Raw genomic sequence first — 25,407 nt, forward strand, 5'->3', positions numbered from 1 at the left:
GCTTATCTATCAAACGCGCGAAAGTGTCACCGAAATTCACGCAGCGAACGGACACACCATGCTTGATGCCAACCTTGACCCGACAGGACAGATCCTGACCCTTACCACCCCAGACGGCCCTTTGCGCTTTCACGCCATGTGGCTGCGCGACAACGCCTGGGACGACGCCACCCGGGCGCCCGGCAATGGGCAGCGGCTTGTCGCGCTGCGTGACATTCCGGCGGATACGAAAATAACCGGGGCTGTCGTGAATGGCAGTGCGGTTGACGTGACATTCGTGCCCGAGGGCAAAACCATCACCTATGACGCAAATTGGTTGGTGCAGAACGCCTATGACCGCCCTACCCCGACGCAAAATGGCTGGCTTTCGGCCGAATTAGAGCCTTGGGACGCCCGCCTGATGGGATCCGTTCCGGTTGGTGACTTCGTTGCGATGACGCAAGACGACGCGGCCTTGGGCGACTGGCTCGCGCTGGTCAACCGTTACGGTTTCGGCAAGCTAGAAAACGGCCCCATCGAGGACGGCGCGCTGTTCAAAGTGGTCGATCTGTTTGGCTATGTGCGTGAAACAAACTATGGGCGCAAGTTCGAGGTGCGCACCGAGGTGAACCCAACCAACCTCGCCTTCACCGGGCTGGGTCTGCAAGCGCATACCGACAACCCATACCGCGACCCGGTGCCCTCGGTTCAGGTGCTATATTGCCTTGAAAGCTCGGCGGCGGGTGGTGAAAACATGGTGGTCGACGGGTTTGCAGCCGCCCTGCGTCTGCGCGACGAAAACCCTGACTATTTCACCGCATTATCGTCCTTCTGCGCCCGATTTGAGTATGCGGGTGAAGATGGTGTCTGCCTGCAATCGCGCCGCCCTATGATCGAACTTGCCCCCGACGGCGAACTGGTCGCGGTGCGCTTCAACAACCGCTCGCTCGCGGCCGTGTCGGACGTGCCGTTTGACGAAATGCAGACCTATTACGCCGCCTATCGCCGGTTTGGCGAAATCATCGACGACCCGGCGATGGAGGTCACCTTCCGGCTGGAACCCGGCGAGGCGTTCGTCGTCGACAACACCCGCGTTCTGCACGCCCGCAAAGCCTATTCCGGCACCGGCTCGCGGTGGCTTCAGGGCTGTTATTCCGACAAGGACGGGTTACGCTCGACCTATGCCGCGATGCGCCGCGCAGACGTGAAAGAGGCCGCAGAATGAAACCCAATATCAACACCCTGACCCCTGACACCATCGTCGATTTCATCGGCAGCATCTTCGACCGACGCGGAGGGGAGGAATATCTGGGCGAACCCGTCACCATGGCCGAACACATGCTGCAAGGTGCCACCATCGCCGAGCAAAACGGCCAGCCCGAGGAAATCATTGTCGGCGCGCTGCTTCATGACATTGGCCATTTCACTTCCGAATTCGGCACCTATCACCCTGACGACACAGAAGATCGCCACCACGAAGACGCGGGCGCCGAGGTATTGGAGCGGTTTTTTCCCAGCGTGATCACCGATTGCGTGCGGTATCACGTGGCCGCGAAGCGGTATCTCTGCGCCACCAAGCCCAGCTATTTTGACCGGCTCAGCGAGGCGTCCGTGCATTCGCTGATGCTGCAAGGCGGCCCGATGAGCGATGATGAGGTCGCCGCGTTTGAAAAGAACCCGAACCTGAAGCACATCATCGCGGTGCGCTATCTGGACGATGCAGGCAAACGCGACGACATGCAAACGCCGGATTTTTGGCACTTCGCCCCGATGGTGCAACGGATGGTCGATCGGCACTGCAACTCCGGTTGACCTCCTGCCCTATCACTCTTTTACGCTGGATTAGTGTCTGATTGCGATCTCTCCCACGCTGTTGTCGATGGATTGGCAGGCATAGAGGATCCGTGCGCGGAAATGCGTGTCGACGTAATCCGCGTGGAACCTGCTGGGCGCTTTCAGGATCAGTTTTGCACCCTCTCGCCCCTGCCGGGACAGGCCCCGGAACCACGCGTTGAACAAGGTTTGATCCTCTGAATGCAGCAAGGTCTGGACCGTCGACCATTCCGTCCCGTCCGACATATCAGGCGGGGGCGCATCTATGCCCCCTGCCCCGCTCCGCGATCCGCCGACGGGCAGCGGCACGACATTGTCGTCCTTCGCTTCGTCGCGCGTCATCCGTTGTTCGTAATCAGGCCCTATTGCTGCCCAACTGGCCCGTGTGCAGCGCAGGATCTTTTCGATATCCAGCCGGTATTCGGTGACCCGGCCCCGCGCGCCCTGCCGCTTGACGACCAGCCAGCCCATCGCCCTGAGCTTCGCCATCTCGCGCTTCACGGTCCGTTCATCCACCGACCACAGCCGCGCGATCTCGCGCTGGCCCACGGTCAGTTCATTGCGGACCCAATTGTAGCGCGCCGTGACCAAGGTCATCAGCCGCAGCACCAACCGTTGCGGTCCCTTCCCTTCGGCCAAGGCATAGGCGCCCATCGCCGTGAGAAGATCATATTTCAACGACGCCGCATTACGACCCGTCGCCCTGAGCTGTTGCATACCGCCCCCAGCTTACCTGTTCCGTCCGCATTCGCGGCTGCCTCGATCCGGAGCTTTGCCCGGAAGTATTATCAATCGCCGAATCTAACGTTCGGTCTGTGGAAGGCATATTACGCCGAACTCAACGCTTTTGCCAACACTGCAACGATTTGCGTCCTTGGTTGCGATTCTGTCAAGCCCTCTCGGCTCAAGACCCTAAAACCTTTTCAAATCTAATAAGAAAAATGGTTTATAGGTATAGGGGGACATGCAGGGTGTCCCGTATTACAGCATATATGTCCCCCAATATAGCAAAGCGGCACATCTTGTGTCCCCAAATTCTGCGGCTCAGCGGGCTATTCTAAACAAAATGTAATGAAATCAATGCTGTCCCTGTGGGGCGTCGCAAACTGACCCAATTCCAAAATCCCTTTTGCTTTTTCCGCCAATTCCGCGTAAATCAGAAAGCACATATAATTAGCGTCCTATAAGAGCAGGAGTCAGGATGTTTACCCACGAAGATTTGGCGCAGTTACAGGCACAATCACTGAAGATGCAGGGCTGGATCAGGCAGCAGACCTATTCGCCCGAGATGGAGAAGACGCTGCGCCGGTTCTCATCCTGGGAGGTCGCCGAGCTGATCTTCAAGGTCAATCAATCCACATTGCGTGGACGTCTTGCCGCCGACCCCTCCCTGCCCCAAGGGCTGGTCGAAGGCGACGGGCGGCAGCGCTGGTATACGCTGGACGAGATCAACGAGCTGCGCCGGCGCATCCGCATCAACCGCAAATCCATGATGCCCAAACGCCCCGCGGGCAAGCGGGCGATTCGCGCGGCGATTGCCAACTTCAAGGGCGGCGCGGGCAAATCGACTGTTGCGCTGCACTTTGCGCACGCCGCCGCGTTGGATGGCTACCGCGTGCTGTGCGTGGATTTCGACCCGCAGGCGACGCTCAGCCACTCGATGGGGCTGAGCGACGTGGCCGAGGAATATACCGTCTGGGGCATCATGGCGCGCGACCTTATTCAGGAAACGCAGCGGATGAACAGCGCGGTCGCGGGCGCCGAAAGCGGAACCGCCCTGCCCCAGCGAAAGCTGCCCGCCGCGATCACGGATATGGGGCTGTCCGATCTGCGCAATTCGGATTTCATCAAGCCGACCTGCTGGCCGACCATCGACATCATCCCCAGCTGCGCCAACGCCGCGTTCGTTGAATTTGCCTCTGCCCAATACCGCCACGTGAACCCGGAATGGTCGTTCTTCGCCGCCGTGTCGCGGTTTCTGGATGGCCTGGCGGATGACGCCTATGACATGATCATCTTCGACTGCCCCCCCGCGATTGGCTACCAGTCGATGAACGCCGTATTCGCGGCGGATGTGCTCTATATCCCGTCGGGTCCCGGCTATTGGGAATATGACAGCACCACGTCCTTCATCGGTCAGTTGTCCGAGGCGCTGGAGGATCTGGCGCGGTTCACCAATTCTGTCCCCGCGGGGACAATGTCGTTGCCCAAGGAGTTCGCCGATGTGCGCTTCCTGCTCACGCGCTATGAGGCATCGAACGAATTGCACCGTGCGATGCGGACGGCGTTTGGTAAGGTTTTTGGGGAACGATTGGCCGAACACCCGATCGAGATGACGCGCGCCGTGGAGCAATCCGGGCGCTTCCTCAGCTCGATTTACGAAATTGATTACCGCGATATGACGCGGGAAACCTGGCGGCGTGCGCGAGGGTCGTTTGACACCGCGTATGAGGAATTCAGGGACAACCTGCTGACTGCCTGGGACAAGCTGGAGGATAGAGCATGAGCAAACGTCGCGTCTTTGACATCGACTTCCCGGAAGCCGACCCACCCGCAGCCGATCCTGCGCCCGTGACGGAACCCCGACGCGGCCCGATGGCCTCGGCGATTTCGGAAAATTCGGCCGCTTTGGAAGAGCGCCAAGCGGTCGAGGCGCAAATTCGCGCCGAGAACGACAGGCTTGCGCATGAACATGTGCGCCTGAAAAAGGCAGGGCTGATCACTGACATGATCCCGCTGAATGCCATCCGGTCTGACAAACTGACCCGTGATCGCAAGCCGGGGCGTGATGCGGAACTGGACGAGTTGAAAGCCTCGATCCGTGATGTAGGGCTGTCCAACCCGATCCGGGTGGAGCAGGTGGGCGAAGGTGTCTTTGAGCTGGTGCAGGGCTTTCGCCGCCTGACGGCGTTCCAAGAGCTTTATGACGAAACGGGTGACGAGGCTTACGCGCGCATCCCCGCGGGGCTGATGGCGCATGGCGAAGAGCTGGAAATGCTCTATCGTCGGATGGTCGATGAAAACCTTGTGCGACGCGATATCTCGTTCGCGGAAATGGCTGAGCTTGCGCGCGGCTATGTGGCGGACCCCGAGACAGCCGCGCAAGATGCAGATCAGGCTCTGGCGGCCTTGTTTGGGTCTGTTTCGCGGCAAAAGCGCAGCTACATCAAGCATTTCATGACGCTGCTTGACGCCATTGGAACCCACCTGAAATTCCCTGAAGCGATCCCACGCGCCTTGGGCTTGCAGCTTGAAAAGCGTTTGGTGTCGGAAGAGGGCGCGCGCGCCAAGGTCAAATCAGCCTTGGCGGCCGCGTTGGTGTCCACGCCGGATGCCGAACTAGAGGTTCTGCGCGAGCAAGCCGCGCCGCTTTCCATCCCCAAGAAAGCTCAGCCCAGCAAGCCCACAGGTGCGGCAAAGACGACGTTCCGGCAGGACGTCAAGGGTGGAACGGTGCGCTGCGCTGCATCCGAAGGGCGGATCGAAATGCGCATCGCGCGCGATTTCTCGAACGTTGATCGGCATCGGCTTGAGGAAGCGGTTCAAGCTTTTTTTCACGCGCTGGATGGCTGACCACCTTCTTGTCCCCAAGGGGACAGAAGGCTGAATGGGCCGGGCAGGAGGTCTGTCCCCGCGGGGACAGGGTTCGCCCTGCGCGTGGATTGGCCGAATTGCAGGCATTTTCCCGCCCATTTTCTGCCACAGAGGTTGATTAACTCCGTCTGACAGCAGAAACGTAGCTGACCGAAATCAGGAGGCTTTATGTCGATCATTGAATTGTTGCGCGCAGGTGGCGTGCAAGCCGGGGCGCAAAGCGCCGCAAGCAGCCCGTCTCTGGCCGCGATGCCAGCCTATTCGGTCAACCAGATCGCAAGCTATCTGACAAATGGTTACTGGGCGATCTCCGGACAACCAGCCCGGCATTTTGATGTGAAACCGGGTGGCACGCTAACCTATTCCGTGTCTTCCATCGCGCCGGCCGGAAAGTGGTTTGCCCGAAAGGCGCTGGATGCCTGGTCCGCCGCATCTGGCATCAAGTTCACCGAAGTTTCGGGCACGTCGGCGCAGATCGTGTTTGTGCAAGGTGACAGCAGCGGGGCGTATTCATCGTCTTCGGTGAGTTTTGGCGGCACCATAAGCGGGTCGATGGTCAACATTCCGACCTATTGGTATTCGGGCGACGAATATGACCTGAGCAGCTATTCCTATCAAACATACCTGCACGAGATTGGGCACGCTCTGGGGCTGGGCCATGCAGGGGATTACAACGGGTCGGCCAACTTCTTTGGCAATGCGCATTACGCCAATGACAGCTGGCAAAAGACCGTCATGTCCTATTTCTCGCAGTCGGAAAATCCGTATGTGTCCGCCTCTTTCGCTTATGTCCTGACGCCGATGATTGCCGATGTCGCCGCCATTCAAAAGCTGTATGGCACTTGGAAGGGGGCCAACAAGGGCTCGACCACCTATGGCTATGGCTCGAACGCCGACGGGCCGGCTGGTGATTTCGCGGGTGAAAGCAACGTCGCGATGACCGTCTACGATTCCAGCGGTTTTGATACGTTCAATTTCTCGAACTACAGCGGCGATCAGCGGATCGACCTGCGCATCGGCAAGGCGTCAAGTGTGATGGGCGAGAAGGGCAACCTTGTGATTGCCTATGGCACAGTGATCGAACGGGCCAAGGGTGGTTCGGGCGATGATGTTTTGATCGGCAACACCGGCGCCAATACGCTGATCGGTGGGGCGGGTGACGACACGCTTGCGGGCGGCAACGGCAAGGATGTGCTGATCGGCGGCCCGGGTCTGGACGATTTGTTTGGCGGGGATGGCTTCGACTTTGCTGACTATTCCGGCACAAAAGCTGCCATCTATGTGAACTTGGCCAAGGGCATGGGACGCGGTGGTGCCTATGGTGACACCTACTCGCGGATCGAAGGTGTGCGGGGCGGCGACGGCAAGGATCTGCTGAAAGGAAATGCGGCGGGCAACACGCTGTCCGGAAAAGATTCAGGTGACCGGCTGTATGGCTACAAAGGAAATGATGGGCTGTTTGGCGGGACCGGCAACGACGCGCTATACGGCGGCAGGGGCAAGGACTCGCTCTATGGCGGTGCAGGCTCTGACTGGATGACAGGCGGCAAGGGTGCTGATCGGTTCTATTTCAATGGCGGCAAGGATCGGATCAAGGACTTCCGCGATGGTCAGAACGACCGGATCTTTATTGAACGCGATCTGCTGCCAAAGGGTATGGGCGCGCATAAGCTCATGAAAAACAAGGCAAAAGTTAAGAACGGCGATGTCTATATTGAACTGGGCAACGGCGATACACTGATCGTCGAGGACGTGCGCAACAAGATGAGCCTGGTCGACGATATCTCGTTTTACTAAGCGATATCAGGGGTCTACCGAGTGCGCGCGGGGCTTAGTCGCGCCGTGCAAGGGCAGGGGCCAGCACCACGATCAGGGCGGACAGCGCCAAAAGCAGCACAAAGCCCACCCGGAGTGAGCTTGCCTGCGCGATGAACCCGATCACCGGCGGCCCCATCAGCAGACCGCCATAGCCTAACGTTGCAAGCCCGGCGACCGCTTTGCCCGGCGACAGGTCCGGGTCGCTGGTGGCCCGGCTGAAGGCCAATGGCATGATCACCGCATAGCCGACCCCCATCAGCGCAAAGCCGACCAACGCAACAGGATAGGTTGCAACGCTGATGGCCAAAGCCACGCCAGATGCTGCGATCACTCCGGCAAGGCGCGCGGTCGGCACGGGCCCCAGATGGAGGGTCACGCGGTCTCCGGCCAGTCGCATGGCAACCATGGCCACGGAAAAGACCGCGTAGCCGAAAGCGGCCGCGGCTTCGGAAGCGCCGGTCGTCGTGACCAGAAAGATCGCCCCCCAATCTGCCATCGCCCCTTCCCCCAGCGACGCGCACATGGCGGTCAGCCCGACCAGCAGCAATGACCCCTTGGGCAACGCCAGAAATGGGCCGCGAGAGGCGCTGTGGGCCGGGTTAGGCGCCCATTGGGCAGATTTAGAGGGTCCAGCTGCCAGCCAGAGCGAAAGGCCCGTCACGGCGCCCCCAGCAAGCACAGCATGCGCCGAAACGGGCAATCCGAGCTTGATCGCCGCATAGCCAGACGCCGCGCCAAGCCCCGCGCCAAGTGACCAGGTCGCGTGAAACCGGGACATCATCGGGCGGGGCAGGTGGCGTTCGACCGCGCCAGCCCAGCTGTTCATTGCAACATCCATGCCGCCATGGGTTGCCCCGAAGAAAAACAGGGCCACCGCAATCGACAAGAGGTTGGGTGAAAGGCCAATCAGCAACAGCGACAACGCATAGCCCACCGCTAGCCACACGGTCACGCGTGCAGCGCCGTGCTGATCCACCCAACGCCCCGCAAGCGGGAATGCCGCGATGGCCCCGGCCCCCATCAAAAGCAACAGCGCCCCAAGATCCTTCGGGTCCAGCGCAAGTTTGCCCGCGACTGTGGGGATACGCGACGCCCAGATGCCGAACAGCGCGCCGTTGAGCACGAACATCGCAATCACGGCGTTGCGCGCGGCGTGGAGGGCTGGGGCAGGGGGGGGTGGCATTGGTTACCTCGGTTCAATCGGGCGAAGGGGTTTGCGGGAAACAGACACTAAGCAGGCCAAATAGGGCGTTTTACCCCCGCGATGCTTCGGCGGGGACGGTGGCATTGCTGATCTCGACGGTGGCGTGTTCGATGCTGAACGCCTCGCGCAGACGGGTTTTGACACGGGTCTTGACCTCTTGCGGGTCCGTTCCGGGGGCTGGCGTGACCTCCATCGTCACCATCGGGCGTTCCTGGGTGACGGACCACGCATGGATATGCGCCACGCTGTCGACGCCGGGCAGGGCCTCCAGATCGGTTGCAACCTTGCGCCGGTCAAACCCGTCGGGCGCGGCCTCAAGCAGGATAGACCCGCTTTCACGCACAACTTTCCACGCCGAGCGCAGGATGATCAGCACCACAACGACCGATAGGATGGGGTCGATCGGCGTCCAGCCCGTCGCCAGAATGACCAGTGCGGCCACGATCGCGGCAACCGACCCCAGCAAATCCCCCGCCACATGCAGAGCAGCGGCGCGGACGTTCAAATTGTCGCCTTCGCCGCGTGTCAGGACCAGAAATGCGACGATGTTTACCAGAAGGCCCAGCACCGCGATGATCAGCATCGTGCCGCCCAGCACCTCGACCGGGGCGGTCAGGCGCTCAATCGCCTCCCACGTGATCCAGGCGGCGATCAGGAACAGCGACAGCCCGTTCACAAAGGCCGCCAGCACCGAGAACCGATCAAACCCATAGGTGCGCTTCCAATCGGCGGGCCGCCGGGCCAGCCGAAACGCGAACCACGCCAGCATCAGCGACGCGAAATCGGTCAGCATATGGCCCGCATCGGCGATCAGCGCCAGCGAGCCGGACAGAAGCCCGCCCACCAGTTCTGCGACCATGAACCCCCCGGTCAGGGCGGCGGCGATGGCGATCTTGCGCTCGTTCTTTGGGATATGGTCATGGCCATCATGGGTGTGATGGTCGTGCGCGCCGTGGTGTGACATGGGTGCCCTTCGCTTGGTTGACCGCTGTTGGTTGCGCACAGTGCGGCGATTGTTTGCGAAGATCAATTGGCGTGATGGCCATATCTGAACCATCCAAATATTTGCTTCGAAAAAGTAAAAATTTTTCAATAGGTTACTGGGTCTTGCGACGCTCCACTGCGCGTCTGCGACCCGCGGACCCCTGTGCATTTGCTTGACTCGGGGGCGGTCGATCTGACATGGACGTCGTGCGATCGGTTCCGTGTGCGCAAAGGCGCCGCGGTAGTAATAGGGAATACGGTGAGGTGTAGCCAAAAGGCGCCAATCCCGTAACTGCCCCCGCAACTGTGAGCGGCGAGCGAAGCTGACAATGCCACTGGGATGCGTCCCGGGAAGGCCAGCCAAGCCAAGACCCGCGAGTCAGGAGACCTGCCGGACGCTGGGCATCTGCCCACAACCTACCGGACGCCGGGGTGAGCGTCTGGCCCGGCGGTCACCAGACCCTCCCGAGCCATTATCCCCGTTGTTCCTTCTTGAATGCAGGCGTTTTGCCTGTGAACTCTAAGAGGACGACATGAAAACTTGTCTACTGGCCACCGCTTTGGCCGCTTTGCTTCCCGCTGCTGCCGCGGCGCATTTCCAACTGAACTACACCGACGACGCGATGATCGACCGCCCCGGCGATGTGCCGATGGGCCTGATCTTCTGGCACCCGTTTGAAAACGGCCATGTGATGGACATGGGCGCGCCGCAGGAATTCTTCATGGTGCATAATGGCGACAAGGTTGATCTGTCCGATCGGCTGGAGCCTGCGACGTTCAAAGGCGCGTCGAACGAGGCGGCGGCCTATCGCGCCACCATTCCCGTGAAACGCTCGGGCGATTACGTCGTCGTCACGATCCCCGCGCCCTATTACGAGGAAAGCGAGGATATCTTTATTCAGCAGATTGCCAAGGTCGTGCTGAACCGCAACACGCTGCCCACCGATTGGGATCAGCCGGTTGGGTTGCCGACGGAAATCCTGCCGCTGAACAAGCCTTACAACGTGATCGTGGGGTCCACCTTCTCGGGTCAGGTGCTGGCGGACGGCAAACCCGTGCCGGGGGCCGAGATTGAAGTGGAATACATGGCGGCAGAGCCGGATCTGGAGGCCTTCACGACCACCGACCCCACCGCGCAACCCATGCAGGGCGGTGCAGTTGTGGCCATCGCGGATCAAAACGGCGTGTTCACCTTCGGCATTCCCAGGGCCGGATACTGGGGTTTTGCAGCGTTAGGGTCTGGTTTGGCCACTGAGCACGAGGGCAAGGAACTGTCGCAAGACGCCGTGATCTGGATCCGCGCCGAGGACATGAAGTGAGGCGGCTGCCATGCATATCGTAGACGGCGCGCTGTCAAACCCCGTGCTGATCAGCGGCGCCGTCGTCGCCATCGGCGGAATTGCCATGGGCCTGAAACACTTGCCGCTGGAACGGATTCCGGCGGCAGGCGTGTTGTCGGCCAGTTTCTTTGTCGCCTCGCTGATCCATGTGCCCATCGGCCCAAGCTCGGTCCATCTGATCCTGAACGGGTTGGCCGGGCTGGTGCTGGGCTGGGCGGCGTTCCCGGCATTGTTTGTCGGGCTATTGTTGCAAGCGGTGTTCTTTGGCTTTGGCGGGCTGACCGTTCTGGGCGTGAACGCGGTGAATATTGCCGGCCCCGCGGTGCTGGCGGGCCTGATCTTCGGGCGTCTGGTATCACGCGGATCACCCATGCAGGGTGCGATCTGGGGCGGCATCGGCGGCGGCTTTGCAATAGCCGCCACCACGCTGGCCGTTGCGTTTTCACTGGGACTTTCGGGCGATGAATTCATCCCCGCCGCCAAGCTGGTCTTCATCGCCCATATCCCGGTCATCGTGATCGAGGCACTGTTGTCCGGCGCCGCTATCTATCTGGCGCGCCGGGTGAAACCTGAACTGTTCATCGGCGCGAAAGGGGGGCTGGCATGATCCGCGCTCTGATCCTGATCGCCACGCTGTTGGCCCCTGTGCCCGCGCTGGCCCATAACGTCATCGCCAGCGTCTTCCCGTCCGGCCAGGATATCGAGGGCGAGATCGGCATGTCCGACGGCAGCATGGCTGTGAACAAGCTGGTTGAGGTGTTTGACGATACCGGCACCAAGCTGGGCGAAACCACGACCGATGATGACGGGTTCTTTGTCTTTACACCGATCCAACCCGTGACCCATGTCTTCCGCGCCGACCTTGGGGCCGGGCATGTGGCCGAAGCCATCTTGCCGGGGGCCGAGGTTGCGCAACTGATGGGGCAGGGGGCGGCCGGAGCATCGGCAACCGCGTCGGTTCTGGCGGGGGCGCCGGAAGCCATGCAGAGCGGGACGGCAGGTCTGAACGACGCCACCCGCGCCGAAATCGCAACCATGCTGCGCAACGAGCTGCGCCCGATCCGGCAAGAGCTGACAGCGTTCAAGAACAAATCGGATTTTCAGTCCGTTTTGGGTGGAATAGGCTATATTTTCGGCCTGTTCGGTCTGGGCTTCTACATCGCCGCGCGGCGCAAGCTGGGGGCTGGCAAATGACTTATGTCCTGACCTCGGACCACAAGCCGCTATCAGGGTTTGGCGCGCTTCGGGCGGCGGTGTCGTCGCTTGATCCACGGATGCGGATCGTGATGACGGTGATCTATGCCGTGACCGTGGTTGGGCTGAGCGATCTGCGCGTTCTGTCGGGCGCACTGATTCTGTCGATGTGGCTTCTCGCGATCTCGGGCTTGCCGATCCAGAAAACACTGAAACGCATGGCGATGATGGACGGGTTCATCATCTTCACCTTGTTCCTGTTGCCCTTTACGGTGCCCGGCACGCCGTTTCTGACGGTGTGGGGGTTCGAGGCCACGTGGCAAGGCCTGTGGCGCGCGACCGAGATCGCGTTGACGGCCAACGCGGTGATTCTGGCAGTGATGACGCTGGTCGGCTCGATGGAGCCGGTGACGATGGGCCATGCCCTGTTCGCGCTGAAAACGCCTGAGCGGTTGGTGCATCTGATGATGTTCACCATCCGCTATATCGACGTGCTGCGCGAGGAATACCAACGCCTGCGCACCTCGATGAAGCTGCGCGGGTTTCGGCCCGGCACCAACTGGCACACCTATCGCAGCTATGGCTATCTGGTGGGGATGATGCTGGTGCGCGCAATCGAACGGTCCGAACGTATTCTGGCGGCGATGAAATGTCGGGGGTTTTCTGGCCGCATCGTGCTGCTAGAGGATTTCCGCCTGAGCCGCGCCGATCTGCTGTTTGCCGCAGCACTTGGCACTGCCCTTGCGGCCCTTGTCTGGGCCGAGGTCGCGTATGCCGCTGCTTGAGCTAACAGACATTCACTTTGCCTATCCCGGTCTGGACCCGGTCTTGCAGGGTGCGGCGATGCGGCTTGAGCCGGGCGAACGGTTGTCGCTGGTTGGACCCAACGGCGCGGGGAAATCCACGCTTCTAAAGATCATCATGGGGCTTTTGCATCCGGCGCAGGGGACGATCACCGCCTTCGGCAAACCCCGCTCGGCCGAGGCGGATTTTCACGAAGTGCGCCGCCGGATCGGGTTTGTGTTCCAAGACGCAGACGATCAGCTTTTTTGCCCCACCGTGGCCGAGGATGTCGCCTTCGGGCCGCTTAATCTGGGCAAATCGCGTGACGAGGCGGTGGTGATCGTCGATGACATTTTGGCACGCCTAAGCCTGACCCATCTGCGCGACCGCGTGACGCACAAGCTGTCGGGGGGCGAGAAACGCCTGGTGACGCTTGCGACGGTGCTGGCGATGGAGCCGGAAGTGCTGATCTTGGACGAGCCGACAAATGCGCTGGACCCGGACAATTACGCGCGGCTTGTTGCGATCCTAAGAGGGTTGGATGAGGCGATGTTGTTGGTCAGCCATGACCCGGAGTTCCGGGCCGAAATTGCGCCGGATGGGTATCGGCTGGATGGCGGAGTTTTGTCGCGGCTTTAGTGCTCCGCCCGGTCGCCCCCATGGTCGGGCGATGCCCTATCGACCCTATTCCAGCCGAACAACCGGACCATCCGCCGCTTTTGCATCCGCGTCGTCATGCGTGACAAGCAGCACCGGCAATCCCCGCGCTTTGGCATGGTCAAAGACCAGTTGACGCACTTGGTCGCGCAGCTCTGCGTCCAACCCTGAAAATGGCTCATCCAGCAACAGCGCGTGGGGATCTGACAGCAACATCCGCATCAGAGCCACCCGTGCGCGTTGTCCTCCTGACAGGGTCGCGGGGTCGCGGTCGGCAAAACCGTCCAACCCGACCTCGGCCAGTGCGGTGTCTATCTTCGTGCGACGCTCGGCCCGTGTGCCGCCCTGCGCCAGCCCAAAGGCAAGGTTTGCGCCTACATTCAGATGTGGAAACAGCAATGCGTCCTGAAACAGGATGCCGACACAGCGCTCATCCGGCGGCAGTGTGGTCAGGTCGCGCCCGTTCAGATGGATTTGCCCGGACAGTGTGAAATCGGGTGAAAGAGTGCCTATTATGGCGGAAAGCAGGGTAGACTTGCCTACGCCCGACGGCCCCATGATGGTCACAACTTCGCCGGGGGCGACATGGGTGTCGATCGACATCAGGGGCTGGCCCAAATGCGTGATCTTTACTTTGTTCAGGTGCAATCCCTCAGCCATGCAACAGCCCCTTTCGGTTGCGCCATATCAGGGCGGGCAGGACCAAAGCCAGCGCGAATGGCACCAAAGCGGCGGCAGTTTGCATCAGGCCAAACACGCCAATGGCGCGGCGGTCGCCACCGGATGCCAGCGCGACGGCTTCAGTCGTCAGGGTTTCAATGCGCCCGCCACCCACAAGAAGCGTGGGCAGGTATTGCCCGACCGACACCGCGACACCAACCGCGATGGCCGTTAAAAGCGGGGCCAGCAGCATCGGCAGACGGATGCGCCACAGCACGCGATCAGGGCTTGCGCCAAGGGCGGCGGCAACGGTGGCTTGGCGCGGGTCCCATGCCTGCCATGGCCCTTCAAGCGACAAGCGCAGATAGGGGAGGACGAACACCAGATGCGCCAGCACCACCGGTGCGCGGCCCATATCCAGCCCGAAATTTAGAAACAGCGTTTGCAGCCCCGGCAGAAACGCGGTTTGCGGCACGATCAGCGGCAGATAGATCAGCCACATGCCGCGCTGGGTCAGGCGCAGGTTGCGGCGATGCTCGGTCTCTAGACAGCCGATGGTAAGGGCCAAGCCGATGGCGACGGCGATGCTGGCGATCAGCATGGTTTCGAAAAACGCGCCCAGACTGCCGGAATAGTGACGCATCCAGTTGCGGGTGGTCAGCTGGTCGGGGGTCAGATCGGGAAAGCTCCAGAACCCCGCGACGGACCAGATGCCAAGGCTGAAAAGCCCCAAAAGAAGCGCGACCGAGATCGCGGTGCCAAGGGCAAAACCTGTGAGCCGCAGGGGGCGGTCGTAATGGCCGCGGTGGCCCATCTCAATGCGCCTGCAGGCAAGGTGGGCGACCAGTTTTTCACCTGCGAACCACAACCCGACGACACCGATGACCAGCGCCAGTTGCACCAGTGCAGCAGCGGCAGCTTGCAGGCGGAAGGCAAGGTCCGGGTCCGACATCCAGCGCACGATCTGCACCGACAGGGTCGGGGGCGTCGATGGGCCTAGGATCACTGCGACATCCACCACCGACATGGACCATGTTAGCACCACCAACACCGGTAGACGGATCCGCGCATAGACCGCCGGGAAGATCGCGAACATCCACGCCGAGATGCGGCCGTAGCCCATGCTTTGGCTCAGCGCCATGCGACGGCGTCCGTCGATTTGCCCAAGGGCGGCGATGGACATGAGCAGCAGGAACGGCACCTCTTTCATCACCATTCCTGCGATCAGGGACAGGCCCCATGGGTCGTTCAGGATCAGCACGTCAGGGGGGCGGTCCCAGCCGGTCAGCCACGGCGAAAACAGGCGCGCGATCCAGCCTGACGGGGCGATCAGGAAGGCCAGCCCAAAGGCGGCGGCGGCGTGGGGGACGGACAGGAAGGGCGACAGCAGGCGTTCAAGAACGCCAAAGCCCCGCGTGCCCGCCCAGCCCGCGAGGATCAGCGCGGTGATCGCCAGCGACAGGATCGCAGCGGCCAGCCCCGTCACCACCGACAGGCGCGCTGCCGGGCCGAAGCCGGGCCAGTCAAGCAGGGCGCGGAAGGCGTCCAGCGATGGGCCGGACAGCCCCGCGGCAGGCAGGTGGCCAAAGGCTGGCAGCAGAGTGCCCCACAGCCCCGCCACCACCGGCCCCAGCAGAACCAGAACGGTCAGCGCCGGAAACAGAGGCAGGCGGGGAAATCTGCGGGATTGGGCCATGTCAGGGTTTATTGCACACCGTATCGGGTCTGCCAGTCATCAGAAATGCGGGTCATCCAGCTGGGGTGCGGTTCGTCCTGCACATCGCCCAGTTGCTGGGGTGTCAAGGTGGCGATGCCAAGGTCCAGCGCGTCGAATTGCGCGCGATCCTCGAGCGGCAGGGCACCGACATGCAGGACGGTGCCATAGCCCAACACCTCGGGATCTTGCGCATGGGCTTGTGCCATGGGCGACATCAGGAAGTTGGCAGTCACCATCGCTCCTGCCTTGGACCCGGAGTTATACGGGATCGCCACGAAAGAGGCGTTGCCGATGGTGCCTTTGTCCAGCACGAAGGTGCGCACTGTGGCGGGCAGTTCGTAGTTGGCTATGGCGGTCGAGGCCTCGGACGGTGAAAAGCTGATCGCCAGGTCAATCTCGCCATCATTCATCAGCTGGATCTGGCGCGGCCCGTTGGCGGGATAGGCTCGGCCTTGGCGCCATAGGGTCGGGGTGAGGTCTTCGAGGAAGTCCCACAGCGGCGCGGTGACGGTGGCGTAGGTGTTGTCGGACACGGGGGCGGCCAGCGCGGCGGGCTCATCCGCCAGTTCAACCAACATCTGTTTCAGGAAGGTCGTGCCCAGAAAATCAGGCGGCTGCGGATAGGTGAAACGACCGGGGTTGGCCTTGGACCAGTCAAGAATTGCAGCGGCCGAGGGCAGGGGGGTCGGAATGTCCGCGGTGTCATACATGAACACGACCTGCGCCATGGCCCATGGGGCCTCATAGCCCTCAACCGGCACGGTGAAGTCAGTGCGCACGGTTTTGCCTTCGACATCGACATATTGCCAGTTGGGCAGGTCTTCCGCGAAGGGGCCGAACAGCAGCCCGTTTTCCTTCATCGACGCGAAATTGGCGCCGTTGATCCAGATCAGATCAATCGCGCCGTCATCATCCTTGCCTGCCTGCTTTTCCGACAATACGCGGGTGACGGCGTCGGCGGTGTCGGTGAGTTTCACATGCTCCAGCGTCACGCCAAACCGCCCGCTGACCTGATCGCCCACCCAGTCGATGAACGCATTGGTGGTGGGGGATCCGCCCCAGGCGTTCCAATAGACGGTTTGGCCGTGGGCTTCGGCCTTGACCCCCGCCCAATCGGATGGATTAGGGTCTGATAGGGCCGGGTGCGTCAGCGCGCCCAAGGTGAGGCCGGCGGCAAGGGCAAGGTGTTTCATGGGGTCTCCTGTCGGTCGGATGAGATGTGGCCAAACGCCTGATACGCGCCCCAGACGCGTAAGGTGGCGGTGGCAAAACAGAGCGCGCCAAACAGGTAGGCGAGCGGCGCGAAATATGTTGGCAGAAGGCAGAGAAGGACGAAGAAGGCGATGGTCTCGGTGCCCTCCAGCAGCCCGTTGGAGTAATACAGCGACTTGATGCCTTGCGCGCGGGTGGCCATGCCCTTTTTCTCGGCGAGGATTGCATAGCCCAGAAAGCTGGCTCCGTTCACATAGAAGGACAACAGCAGGAACGCCCCCGCGACCCCGTTGGCCGCCGGATCAAACAGCACGAACCCGAAGGGCACCGCACCGTAGAAAAAGAAATCCGACGCGATATCAAGGTAGCCGCCGAACTCGGTTTTGTGCGTCGCGCGGGCAACCGCGCCATCCAGCCCATCGGCCAGGCGCGAGGCAAGGATCAGACACAAACCCACCGCAAAAGCGCCCGAAGCAATCGCCGCAGCCGCCGCCAACCCAAACCCCAAGCCAGCCAGCGTCACCGCATTTGCGCCAATGCCCAGACGTGCCAGTCCGCGCCCGGCCACGTTCAGCGGCGGGTCGATCAGTTTGCGTGCATAGGCGTCCAGCATCTGCGGCCCTTTCCCCTCCCCGCAGTCGCGCGGGAATTGCTTGTTTGGATATGTGGACCGGAACGCCCCCATCCGTCCATCCGGCTTACGAAATCGTGAGAGGATGTCATTACGCGCGCGCGCGCTTTCGACCCTTGCACCTGACCCCGCTTTCGCGTTCTGTAAACCCATCACCCAATCGACGAGGTTCTGATGTCCCCCGCTTCCAGCAGAAAAATCCGTATCGGTTTGAACGGCTTTGGCCGCATTGGCCGCTCGATCCTGCGTATCCTGTCCGTGACGCCGTCGGATTTCGAGGTCGCGTTCATCAATGACATCGAATCCTTGGACACCTGCGCCTATCTGTTCAAATACGACAGCGTGTTCGGCCCCTTTGCGGGTCAGGTTGAGCCGGTCGAGGGCGGGTTGTCGATCAATGGCACGGTGATCCCGTTTCATGGCCTATCCGACATCAGCACGATGGACCTGTCGGATGTGGACGTGGTGCTGGAATGCACCGGCATGGCGGGCAAGCGGGCGGTGGCGGAACGCGGGCTTCAGGCCGGCGCGCGCAATGTGCTGATTTCCGGCCCGTCGAACGAGGCGGACGTGACAATCGTTCTGGGTGCGAACGAGGATAAGCTGACCGGGCAGAAGATCGTGTCGAACGCATCCTGCACCACCAACGCGCTGGCACCTTTGCTGAAGCTGTTGGATGACGAGCTGGGCGTGATCGGCGGGCATATGACCACGGTGCATTGTTACACCGGCAGCCAGCCGACGGTGGACAAGCCGCGCGCCGATCCTGCGCGGTCGCGGGCGGCGGCCTTGTCGATGGTGCCCACCACCACCAGCGCGCATGAACTGGTGGGCGAGGTGCTGCCCCATCTGGCGGGCCGTATCGAAGCGCGGGCGATCCGGGTGCCGACCGCCAGTGTTTCAGCCATCGACCTGACCGTGCGCACCCGTCGCGAGGTGTCGGCGGATGAGGCGCGCGATATTCTGAAAGCCGCCGCAACTGGCCATGTTCTGGGCTGGACCGAGGAACCCTTGGTGTCCAGCGACCTGCGGATGCGCCCCGAAAGCCTTGTGTTGTCGGGGCCTGAGACCTCGGTTTCTGGAGGCGGGCTTTTGCGCGTTTTCGGTTGGTATGACAACGAATGGGGCTTTTCGCACCGGATGCTGGATGTGGCGCGGATGATTGCAAACGCAGGCTAAATTCACAAAAAACCGTTGTTTCGAGCCGAATTTCGGCTTTGGTTGACGTGTGGGCAATTGTCCACACCCAGCTCTATTATGCAGAGAACGTGAACAATGGTTAATCTGCCTGTTGTTTAGGTAGAGTTTTCTAACTAACAATTCCTAAAAGCGCATAGTTTTTGGTGGGTAGAGGTGTGTTCTGTCGATTGCGGTCGCCACTACAACCCAGTTTGACCGACGAGAAGCCAACAGCAAAAACGCGTAGTTTCGAGGTTGTGAGCAGATGAATGAGTTCCGGGACAGACTGACGAGCACGTGGCTCAAGCCGATCGCACGCGCGGCCGCTGCGGTAAAGACAGCCCTGCTGGCCATGTTCATGATCGCGTCGTTTGCGGGTGAAGCGGATGCCTCCGACTTTACCCTTACCTCCGTGCCCAACAACTTCACTGCTGTTCTTGAAGACGGCAACGGCAATTCGATCACAGTCACTGTTTCACCGCAAAATACCTCCTGCGCCAGCATTAATGGGTCCGGTCGCATAACGCTTTATCCAAGATCGTCGTCTTCAGCGTGTAACCAGTCAGCAATAATGACCTACACCACCAATGGGTTTTTGCTCGACAAGGCGATTTTCGAAGACATCGACGATATGGACGGCACCGCGCCACGGGATTCCTTTGCCGCAAACGTTCCGGGCACATGGACATCGCCAGATATCGAGGTTTACCCCTTGGTTGGCCCGCGCCCCCCTTGGCTATCAGCTTCAGAGGATCGACGCAGCCGGTTGATCAACTCAGGTGCCGTCGGAAGCTTTTTGGCGAACGCCAGTGGCAATAACCCAACAAACCAGTCAGCGACATTCGTTCTGGACACGCCGACAACGAGTTTCCAAATCATCATGGATGATGTGCAAGGCACCCGTCAGGCGCAGGTGTTCTTTGGTCTTGCGGCAATTACCGTCGATATCTCACCTGAGCTGACGATTGAAAAGGTCGTCGACAATTCGCTTGGTGGGTCGGCGGTGCCCGGTGATTTCACGCTTTCTTATACCAACGGTGGCTCTGCATCAGGAAGCGGCGTGTCGGGGTCGGCGGCTGTTACCAATGTAACTGTCCCGGTCGGCACCTACACGATCTCGGAAACCAGCGACCCAAATTATTCGCAGTCTTTGACTTGCACGGGTGCCGCAGACACGAACCCCGCGAACGGACTGGACTTGGCAGATGCCGAGGACGTGACCTGCGTATTCACCAACACCTTCGTTCCCGCCCCTGAACTTGAGGTGACCAAGACCGTCCCGGCGACCAACCTGTCAAACCCACCATCCGTGGGCGATACGATTGAATATCAGGTTGTGGTCGAGAATACCGGCAACGTGGACATCTCGGGTGTGGCGCCCGTCGATACGGGGCCGACCTTCGACGGCAGCGCCCATGCGGGTGCCGACCTGATCTGGACGGCAGGCGGCAGCACGACGCTGGCACCGGGCGATACGACCACGTTCACGGCGACCTATACTTTGGTGGCGGCAGATCTGGCGGCGCTGACCGGTGCGGCGGACCCGACGAACGCAATTGCCAACAGCGCGACGGCAACCGGCACGCCCGCGAACGGGACACTTCCTCCTGTGACGCCCAGCACGGCCACGACCGGATACAGCGCCGCGCCGGGTTTGAGTGTTGCCAAGTCCGTGCCAGCTACCAACCTGTCGACACCGCCAACGGCGGGCGACACGATTAACTATCAGGTGGTGATTACCAACAGCGGCAACGTGGATGTGTCTGGCGTGGCCCCGGTTGATACCGGCCCGACCTTTGATGGTGCCGCCCATGCGGGTGCTGATCTAAGCTGGACGACGGGCGACAGCACGACGCTGGCCCCCGGCGCCTCGGCGACGTTCACGGCGACCTATACCTTGGTGGCGGCAGATGTGACGGCACTGACGGGTGCCGCAGACCCGACCAACGCGATTGCCAACAGCGCAAGTGCGACCGGCACACCGACCTCTGGCAGTTTGCCGCCGGTAACGCCAAGCACAGCGACGACAGGTTACACCGCAGCTCCCGGCATGAGCGTGGCGAAAAGTGTCGCTGCCTCCAACCTGTCCACCCCACCCGTTGCGGGCGACACGATTGAATATGAGGTGGTCGTCACCAACACCGGCAACGTAAACATCGACGGGGCAACTCCGGTTGATACCGGCCCGACCTTTGACGGCAACGCCCATGCCGGGGCGGATCTGTTCTGGTTTACGGTTGGCAGCACGACGCTGGTGCCGGGCCAGGCCAAGACCTATTTCGCGACCTATACGCTTGTGGCCGCCGACGTCGCCGCGTTGACCAGTGCGGCAGACCCGACCAATGCGATTGCCAACAGCGCAACCGGCACCGGCACGCCGACCTCTGGCACCTTGCCTCCGGTGACGCCCAGCACCGCGACGACGGGCTACACCGCCGCGCCAGAGTTGAGCGTTGCGAAGTCCGTGCCGGCCACCAACCTGTCCAACCCGCCTGCGATTGGCGACACCGTCGACTATCAGGTCGTGGTGACGAACTCGGGCAACGTGGATATCTCGGGCGTGGCCCCTGTGGATACGGGGCCGACCTTTGACGGTGCCGCCCATGCCGGTGCTGATCTTGTCTGGACCACCAGCGACAGCACAACGCTGGCGCCCGGCGGCACCGCGACCTTCACGGCGACTTATACGCTGGTGGCGTCGGACGTGACCGCGTTGACCTCGGCCGCCGATACGGCAACCGCAATTGCCAACAGCGCAACCGCGACCGGCACGCCGACCTCTGGCACCTTGCCTCCCGTGACGCCAAGTAGCGCAACCACGGGCTATACCGCAGCGCCCGGCATCAATGTCGAGAAGACCGCGAATACCGCTGGGTTCAGCACGCCGGTCACAGCGGGCGATCAGATCGTCTTTACCATTCAGGTCGCCAACACCGGCAATACGGCGCTGACCAATGTGTCGCTGAATGACAGTCTGACCCGGCGCGATGGCGCGACGCTGACCTTGTCGGTTCCCGGCACGCCCAGCTCCGGCGATGGGGGCGTGACTGGCACGCTCGATATCGGCGAGACGTGGGAATATCAGGCGACCTATACGCTGGTGCAGGATGACATCAACGCGGGCGGGGTTGAAAACACCGTGACGGGCACGGCGGATGTGCCGGGTGGCGGCACTGTGTCGGATGTCTCGGACGATGGCGATGATGGGGACGGCAACACCACCGACGACCCGACCGAAGTGTATATTGCGGCAACGCCAACGATCACCCTGGCGAAAAGCCTTGCCGCCAGCAGCCCCAACCCGTTTGATACGGTCGGGCAGGTGCTGGCCTATGAGTTCCTCGTCACCAACACCGGCAATGTGACGATCACCGCGCCGGTCACAATTGACGACCCCCTGATCGCAGGGCAGGGCACCGGACCTGTCACCTGTCCGACAGGACCGATCCTGCCGACCGCCAGCATCACCTGCACGGGCAGCTATCAGGTCACGCAGGACGATTTGAACAACGGCGAGGTCGTGAATTCGGCCACCGCCAGCGTCACCCAGCCGGTTGTGCCGGTGACCCCCGGCGGGCCGACCTCGGTCACTGCGACCGATGGGCCGTCAGGCGTCACGGTTCCGGCAGACACGACCGCGGCCATTCTGTTTGATAAGACACTGGCGGCAAGTTCTGCCCTGACCTATGCCGCGGTTGGCGATCAGCTGACCTATGAATTTACCGTCACCAATGACGGCAACATCACGCTGGACGGACCGTTCACTGTCGATGACAACCAGATCGGCAATGGTCTGGCCTGCGGCACCGGCCCGCTTTTGCCCGGCGCGAGCGTCTCGTGCACCCATGTCTGGACGGCTGAGCAGGAAGATCTGGACGCCGGGTCGGTCACCAACCTGGCCGTGGCAACAACCACTCAGAACGGCACGCCTGTGCCGCCGAAGAACGATCAGTTGACTGTCAACGCGACGGTCAACCCGGCGCTGACGATCGCCAAGACGCTGCAATCGGCGACGCCGGACGCGTTTAATCCAGGCACCGTGCTGAGCTATCAGTTCGAGGTCACGAACACCGGCAACGTTACCATTGCCGGGCCGATCACGATCACCGACAACAAGGCCACGGGCATCACCTGCGCCGCGTTGACCAATGGGGAATTGTTGCCCACCGAAAGCGTTCTCTGCACCGGCTCCTATACGCTTGTTGCGGGGGATATCGGGTTTGGATCGGTGACCAACGTGGCGACAGCATCGGGCGATTATAACGGCACGACGATCACCTCGCCGTCCGATGATGCGATTTACCCGGTGACGGCCACGCCCGCGATCACCCTGACCAAAGACAGCGCCCCGACGGACGTGACCTTTGCCGCAGAGGGCGATGTGATCACTTACAGCTATCAGATCGTGAACGGCCCGGACGTCGCCTTGTCCGAAGACATCACCATTGATGACGACAAGATCGGCGCGCCGTTCGTGTGTTATGATGCCTCGGTCAGCGGAATTTTCGCCACCGGGGCCACCGCGACCTGCACCGCGCAATATACCGTCACGCAAGATGACGTGGATGCGGGTGGGGTGACCAATATCGCCGTTGCCTCGACCACTTTCGCGCCGGGCACGCCGAACGAAACACTTGTGCTGTCCGGTCAGGCCACCAAGACGGTGCCTGCCGATGTTGCTCCGTCCCTGTCGATTGTCAAAGCCATCACGGACGGCCCGCAGCCCGCCGCGGTCGGCGATGTGATCGAGTTCACAATCACGGCGACCAATGACGGCAACCAGACCATCGACAACGCGTCGGTCAGCGACCCGGATGTCACCGGGTTGATTTGTCGTCACCTTGGGTCGAATATCTTCGCGCCCGTGTCCTTGTTGCCAACCGAGACGATCACCTGCGTGGGCGACTATACGGTCACGCAAGCCGACCTTGATGCGCAAAGCAAAATCAACATCGCAACCGTGTCGGGCACCGATCCCAATGGGGCCACGGTCACCGTCGACGGGCAAGTGACCGTCTTGTTGGATGACAATACCCCGGCGCTTGAGCTTGAAAAGTCCATCACCCCGGCCGTGGCCCCCGGCACGCCGGTGTTCACGCAGGCAGGCGATACCGTCACCTTCTCGGTTCTGGCGCGCAACACGGGTAACGTGTCGCTGGAAAATGTGGTGATCACCGATGACCTTCCCGTGACGCCCACAAGCTGCGCGGTCGGTGACCTTGCCGTTGGGCAGGCGCTGACCCTGTGCACGTTTACCTATACCGTGACGCAGGATGATGTGGATGCGGTGAATGGTGCGGCCCCGGCCTATGGCGGGTTCACCAACATCGCGCGCGCCACGGCCAATGACGTGACACCCGATGCGACCCCGGTCACCGCCGATGACGACGTGTTCGTGCGCGGCCCGGATCACGCGCCCAGCTTCTCGCTTGCCAAATCGGCAGATGCGGCGCAAATCGCATCCGTTGGGCAGGTGGTGAACTACAGCTATCTGGTGACCAACACGGGCAATATCACCCTGACCGCCTTGCCGGTCGTGGCGGACGACAAGATCGCCAGTGTGACGTGTCCCGCGCTGCCGGGAGGCGAACTTGCACCGGGCGATGATCTGACCTGCACCGGCAGTTATACGGTGACGCAGGCCGACCTGAACGCAGGCAGCCTGACCAATATTGCGCGCGTCTCCTCGCCCGAGGTGCCGCTGCCTGCCTCGCCGGGGCCGGAAACGGATACGGTAACCTTGCCCGCCAACCGCACCGCGTCGGTGGATTTCGCCAAATCGGCCTCGATCACGTCAGGCGCGGCTGTTGGCGATGTGATCACCTATACCTATAGCGCGACCAACACTGGCAATGTGACGCTGACAGATGTGGCGGTCAGCGACCAGCACACCAGCGCGGCTGGCACCGTGGCGCTGAGCGTCGGTGGTGATGCGATTGATACGGATGTCGCACCCGCCGGTGACAGCACGGATGCCGCCGCCAATGGCAGCTGGGATACCCTTGCGCCGGGCGACAGCATCACCTTCACGGCAAGCTATACGGTCACGCAGGACGACGTGAACCAACAAGGGTCGCTGGACAACACGGCCAGCCTGACCGCCACGCCACCCGCCGGGCTTCCCCCAGTTAACGAAACCGACGGGCTGTCGATCCCGGTCACCGCCCCGACGCCTGAGATTACCGCGCTGAAGACGCTGGCGACCGGTGGTCTGTCTTCGCCCCCCGTGGCGGGCGAGACACTGGACTTCACCATCACCGTCACCAACTCGGGCAATCAGGATCTGAGCAATATCAGCCTGATCGACGTGTTCCAACGGCTTGACGGATCGACCATCACCCCCGCCGCTCCGCCGCAATATGTCAGTGGCGATGTTGGCACGGCCAATGTGTTGGATGTGGGCGAGGCATGGACCTATTCCTTCCAACACGTTCTGACGCAGGCGGATATCGACGCAGGTGGCGTTAGCAACCAAGCCACCGCGCGCGGCCAGTCGCCCAGCAATGCGCTGGTGTCGGACGCGTCCGACGACGGCAACCCGGCCAATGGAGATGACAACCCGACCGTCTTGCCAATCGCTGTGACACCGGGGATCGAGGGGCAGAAAACCCTGTCATCCGGC

General features: G+C 61.6%; 18 protein-coding genes, 1 pseudogene and 1 riboswitch. Of the genes and pseudogenes, 12 read left to right on the top strand and 7 right to left on the bottom strand.

The window, feature by feature from the left end; genetic code table 11:
• The first annotated feature begins 58 nt into the window (after positions 1 to 58).
• The gene (locus Q0864_RS15915; protein ID WP_298571732.1) at positions 59 to 1,204 is read left to right on the top strand and encodes a TauD/TfdA family dioxygenase; all 1,146 of its coding nucleotides are present in this window, start codon (positions 59 to 61) and stop codon (positions 1,202 to 1,204) included.
• A complete protein-coding gene (locus Q0864_RS15920) occupies positions 1,201 to 1,791 on the top strand; it encodes an HD domain-containing protein (RefSeq protein ID WP_298571735.1) in 591 nt (196 codons plus the stop codon). The genes Q0864_RS15915 and Q0864_RS15920 overlap by 4 nt, the downstream gene beginning before the upstream one ends.
• A gap of 30 nt (positions 1,792 to 1,821) precedes the next feature.
• Here Q0864_RS15920 and Q0864_RS15925 read toward each other — a convergent pair whose 3' ends face one another.
• Positions 1,822 to 2,529 carry a DnaA N-terminal domain-containing protein gene (locus tag Q0864_RS15925; protein ID WP_298571738.1) on the bottom strand — a complete coding sequence of 236 codons (708 nt, stop codon included), beginning with the start codon at positions 2,527 to 2,529 and terminating at the stop codon, positions 1,822 to 1,824.
• Positions 2,530 to 3,013: 484 nt separating this feature from the next.
• Here Q0864_RS15925 and Q0864_RS15930 point away from each other — a divergent pair, with 484 nt between their 5' ends.
• The 3 genes from Q0864_RS15930 (at position 3,014) to Q0864_RS15940 (ending at position 7,203) form a co-directional block, all read left to right on the top strand.
• Positions 3,014 to 4,318, top strand: coding sequence for an AAA family ATPase (locus Q0864_RS15930; protein WP_298571741.1), 1,305 nt, complete (start codon positions 3,014 to 3,016; stop codon positions 4,316 to 4,318).
• A complete protein-coding gene (locus tag Q0864_RS15935) occupies positions 4,315 to 5,385 on the top strand; it encodes a ParB N-terminal domain-containing protein (RefSeq protein WP_298571744.1) in 1,071 nt (356 codons plus the stop codon). Before Q0864_RS15930 ends, Q0864_RS15935 begins: the two co-directional genes overlap by 4 nt.
• A 189-nt stretch (positions 5,386 to 5,574) precedes the next feature.
• A complete protein-coding gene (locus Q0864_RS15940) occupies positions 5,575 to 7,203 on the top strand; it encodes a M10 family metallopeptidase (protein ID WP_298571747.1) in 1,629 nt (542 codons plus the stop codon).
• 34 nt (positions 7,204 to 7,237) lie between these two features.
• Here the strand turns inward: Q0864_RS15940 and Q0864_RS15945 are convergent, their stop codons facing one another.
• A complete protein-coding gene (locus Q0864_RS15945; protein ID WP_298571749.1) occupies positions 7,238 to 8,407 on the bottom strand; it encodes an MFS transporter in 1,170 nt (389 codons plus the stop codon).
• A gap of 70 nt (positions 8,408 to 8,477) precedes the next feature.
• Positions 8,478 to 9,392, bottom strand: coding sequence for a cation diffusion facilitator family transporter (locus tag Q0864_RS15950; RefSeq protein ID WP_298571750.1), 915 nt, complete (start codon positions 9,390 to 9,392; stop codon positions 8,478 to 8,480).
• A gap of 217 nt (positions 9,393 to 9,609) precedes the next feature.
• A riboswitch (cobalamin riboswitch) is annotated at positions 9,610 to 9,823 on the top strand.
• A 122-nt stretch (positions 9,824 to 9,945) separates the two neighbouring features.
• Between Q0864_RS15950 and Q0864_RS15955 the strand changes: the two genes are divergently transcribed.
• The 5 genes from Q0864_RS15955 to Q0864_RS15975 are packed head-to-tail and all read left to right on the top strand — an operon-like array spanning position 9,946 to position 13,368.
• Entirely contained in the window at positions 9,946 to 10,731 is a 786-nt protein-coding gene (locus tag Q0864_RS15955) for a DUF4198 domain-containing protein (protein WP_298571753.1), read from the top strand.
• 10 nt (positions 10,732 to 10,741) lie between these two features.
• Positions 10,742 to 11,359, top strand: a complete 618-nt coding sequence (gene cbiM, locus Q0864_RS15960) for a cobalt transporter CbiM (protein ID WP_298571756.1) — start codon at positions 10,742 to 10,744, stop codon at positions 11,357 to 11,359.
• Complete coding sequence (locus Q0864_RS15965; protein WP_298571758.1) at positions 11,356 to 11,946, top strand: cobalt ABC transporter permease; 591 nt, start codon at positions 11,356 to 11,358, stop codon at positions 11,944 to 11,946. The genes cbiM and Q0864_RS15965 overlap by 4 nt, the downstream gene beginning before the upstream one ends.
• Positions 11,943 to 12,731 carry a cobalt ECF transporter T component CbiQ gene (gene cbiQ / locus Q0864_RS15970; RefSeq protein ID WP_298571761.1) on the top strand — a complete coding sequence of 263 codons (789 nt, stop codon included), beginning with the start codon at positions 11,943 to 11,945 and terminating at the stop codon, positions 12,729 to 12,731. Before Q0864_RS15965 ends, cbiQ begins: the two co-directional genes overlap by 4 nt.
• Positions 12,718 to 13,368, top strand: a complete 651-nt coding sequence (locus tag Q0864_RS15975; RefSeq protein ID WP_298571764.1) for an ABC transporter ATP-binding protein — start codon at positions 12,718 to 12,720, stop codon at positions 13,366 to 13,368. Before cbiQ ends, Q0864_RS15975 begins: the two co-directional genes overlap by 14 nt.
• Before the next feature lie 45 nt (positions 13,369 to 13,413).
• Here the strand turns inward: Q0864_RS15975 and Q0864_RS15980 are convergent, their stop codons facing one another.
• From Q0864_RS15980 to Q0864_RS15995, 4 genes are read right to left on the bottom strand one after another with little or no spacing between them, the layout of a single operon-like run.
• Complete coding sequence (locus Q0864_RS15980) at positions 13,414 to 14,046, bottom strand: ATP-binding cassette domain-containing protein (protein ID WP_298571767.1); 633 nt, start codon at positions 14,044 to 14,046, stop codon at positions 13,414 to 13,416.
• Entirely contained in the window at positions 14,039 to 15,742 is a 1,704-nt protein-coding gene (locus tag Q0864_RS15985; RefSeq protein WP_298571770.1) for an ABC transporter permease subunit, read from the bottom strand. The genes Q0864_RS15980 and Q0864_RS15985 overlap by 8 nt, the downstream gene beginning before the upstream one ends.
• A gap of 8 nt (positions 15,743 to 15,750) precedes the next feature.
• Positions 15,751 to 16,956, bottom strand: a complete 1,206-nt coding sequence (locus Q0864_RS15990) for an ABC transporter substrate-binding protein (RefSeq protein ID WP_298571773.1) — start codon at positions 16,954 to 16,956, stop codon at positions 15,751 to 15,753.
• A complete protein-coding gene (locus tag Q0864_RS15995; RefSeq protein ID WP_298571776.1) occupies positions 16,953 to 17,588 on the bottom strand; it encodes a CDP-alcohol phosphatidyltransferase family protein in 636 nt (211 codons plus the stop codon). Before Q0864_RS15995 ends, Q0864_RS15990 begins: the two co-directional genes overlap by 4 nt.
• A gap of 192 nt (positions 17,589 to 17,780) precedes the next feature.
• On the opposite strand from Q0864_RS15995, the gene Q0864_RS16000 reads away from it, so the two are divergent.
• Entirely contained in the window at positions 17,781 to 18,785 is a 1,005-nt protein-coding gene (locus Q0864_RS16000; RefSeq protein ID WP_298571778.1) for a glyceraldehyde 3-phosphate dehydrogenase NAD-binding domain-containing protein, read from the top strand.
• Between the two features lie 265 nt (positions 18,786 to 19,050).
• Positions 19,051 to 25,407: pseudogene (locus Q0864_RS16005) on the top strand (hypothetical protein); the annotation flags it as partial.

The sequence above is a fragment of the uncultured Aliiroseovarius sp. genome (assembly GCF_947497285.1).
Classification (GTDB): domain Bacteria; phylum Pseudomonadota; class Alphaproteobacteria; order Rhodobacterales; family Rhodobacteraceae; genus Aliiroseovarius.

Coding starts and splice junctions, on each gene's coding strand:
- Q0864_RS15915 (WP_298571732.1), top strand. CDS start 59: ATGCTTGATGCCAACCTTGACCCGACAGGACAGATCCTGACCCTTACC.
- Q0864_RS15920 (WP_298571735.1), top strand. CDS start 1,201: ATGAAACCCAATATCAACACCCTGACCCCTGACACCATCGTCGATTTC.
- Q0864_RS15925 (WP_298571738.1), bottom strand. CDS start 2,529: ATGCAACAGCTCAGGGCGACGGGTCGTAATGCGGCGTCGTTGAAATAT.
- Q0864_RS15930 (WP_298571741.1), top strand. CDS start 3,014: ATGTTTACCCACGAAGATTTGGCGCAGTTACAGGCACAATCACTGAAG.
- Q0864_RS15935 (WP_298571744.1), top strand. CDS start 4,315: ATGAGCAAACGTCGCGTCTTTGACATCGACTTCCCGGAAGCCGACCCA.
- Q0864_RS15940 (WP_298571747.1), top strand. CDS start 5,575: ATGTCGATCATTGAATTGTTGCGCGCAGGTGGCGTGCAAGCCGGGGCG.
- Q0864_RS15945 (WP_298571749.1), bottom strand. CDS start 8,407: ATGCCACCCCCCCCTGCCCCAGCCCTCCACGCCGCGCGCAACGCCGTG.
- Q0864_RS15950 (WP_298571750.1), bottom strand. CDS start 9,392: ATGTCACACCACGGCGCGCACGACCATCACACCCATGATGGCCATGAC.
- Q0864_RS15955 (WP_298571753.1), top strand. CDS start 9,946: ATGAAAACTTGTCTACTGGCCACCGCTTTGGCCGCTTTGCTTCCCGCT.
- cbiM (WP_298571756.1), top strand. CDS start 10,742: ATGCATATCGTAGACGGCGCGCTGTCAAACCCCGTGCTGATCAGCGGC.
- Q0864_RS15965 (WP_298571758.1), top strand. CDS start 11,356: ATGATCCGCGCTCTGATCCTGATCGCCACGCTGTTGGCCCCTGTGCCC.
- cbiQ (WP_298571761.1), top strand. CDS start 11,943: ATGACTTATGTCCTGACCTCGGACCACAAGCCGCTATCAGGGTTTGGC.
- Q0864_RS15975 (WP_298571764.1), top strand. CDS start 12,718: ATGCCGCTGCTTGAGCTAACAGACATTCACTTTGCCTATCCCGGTCTG.
- Q0864_RS15980 (WP_298571767.1), bottom strand. CDS start 14,046: ATGGCTGAGGGATTGCACCTGAACAAAGTAAAGATCACGCATTTGGGC.
- Q0864_RS15985 (WP_298571770.1), bottom strand. CDS start 15,742: ATGGCCCAATCCCGCAGATTTCCCCGCCTGCCTCTGTTTCCGGCGCTG.
- Q0864_RS15990 (WP_298571773.1), bottom strand. CDS start 16,956: ATGAAACACCTTGCCCTTGCCGCCGGCCTCACCTTGGGCGCGCTGACG.
- Q0864_RS15995 (WP_298571776.1), bottom strand. CDS start 17,588: ATGCTGGACGCCTATGCACGCAAACTGATCGACCCGCCGCTGAACGTG.
- Q0864_RS16000 (WP_298571778.1), top strand. CDS start 17,781: ATGTCCCCCGCTTCCAGCAGAAAAATCCGTATCGGTTTGAACGGCTTT.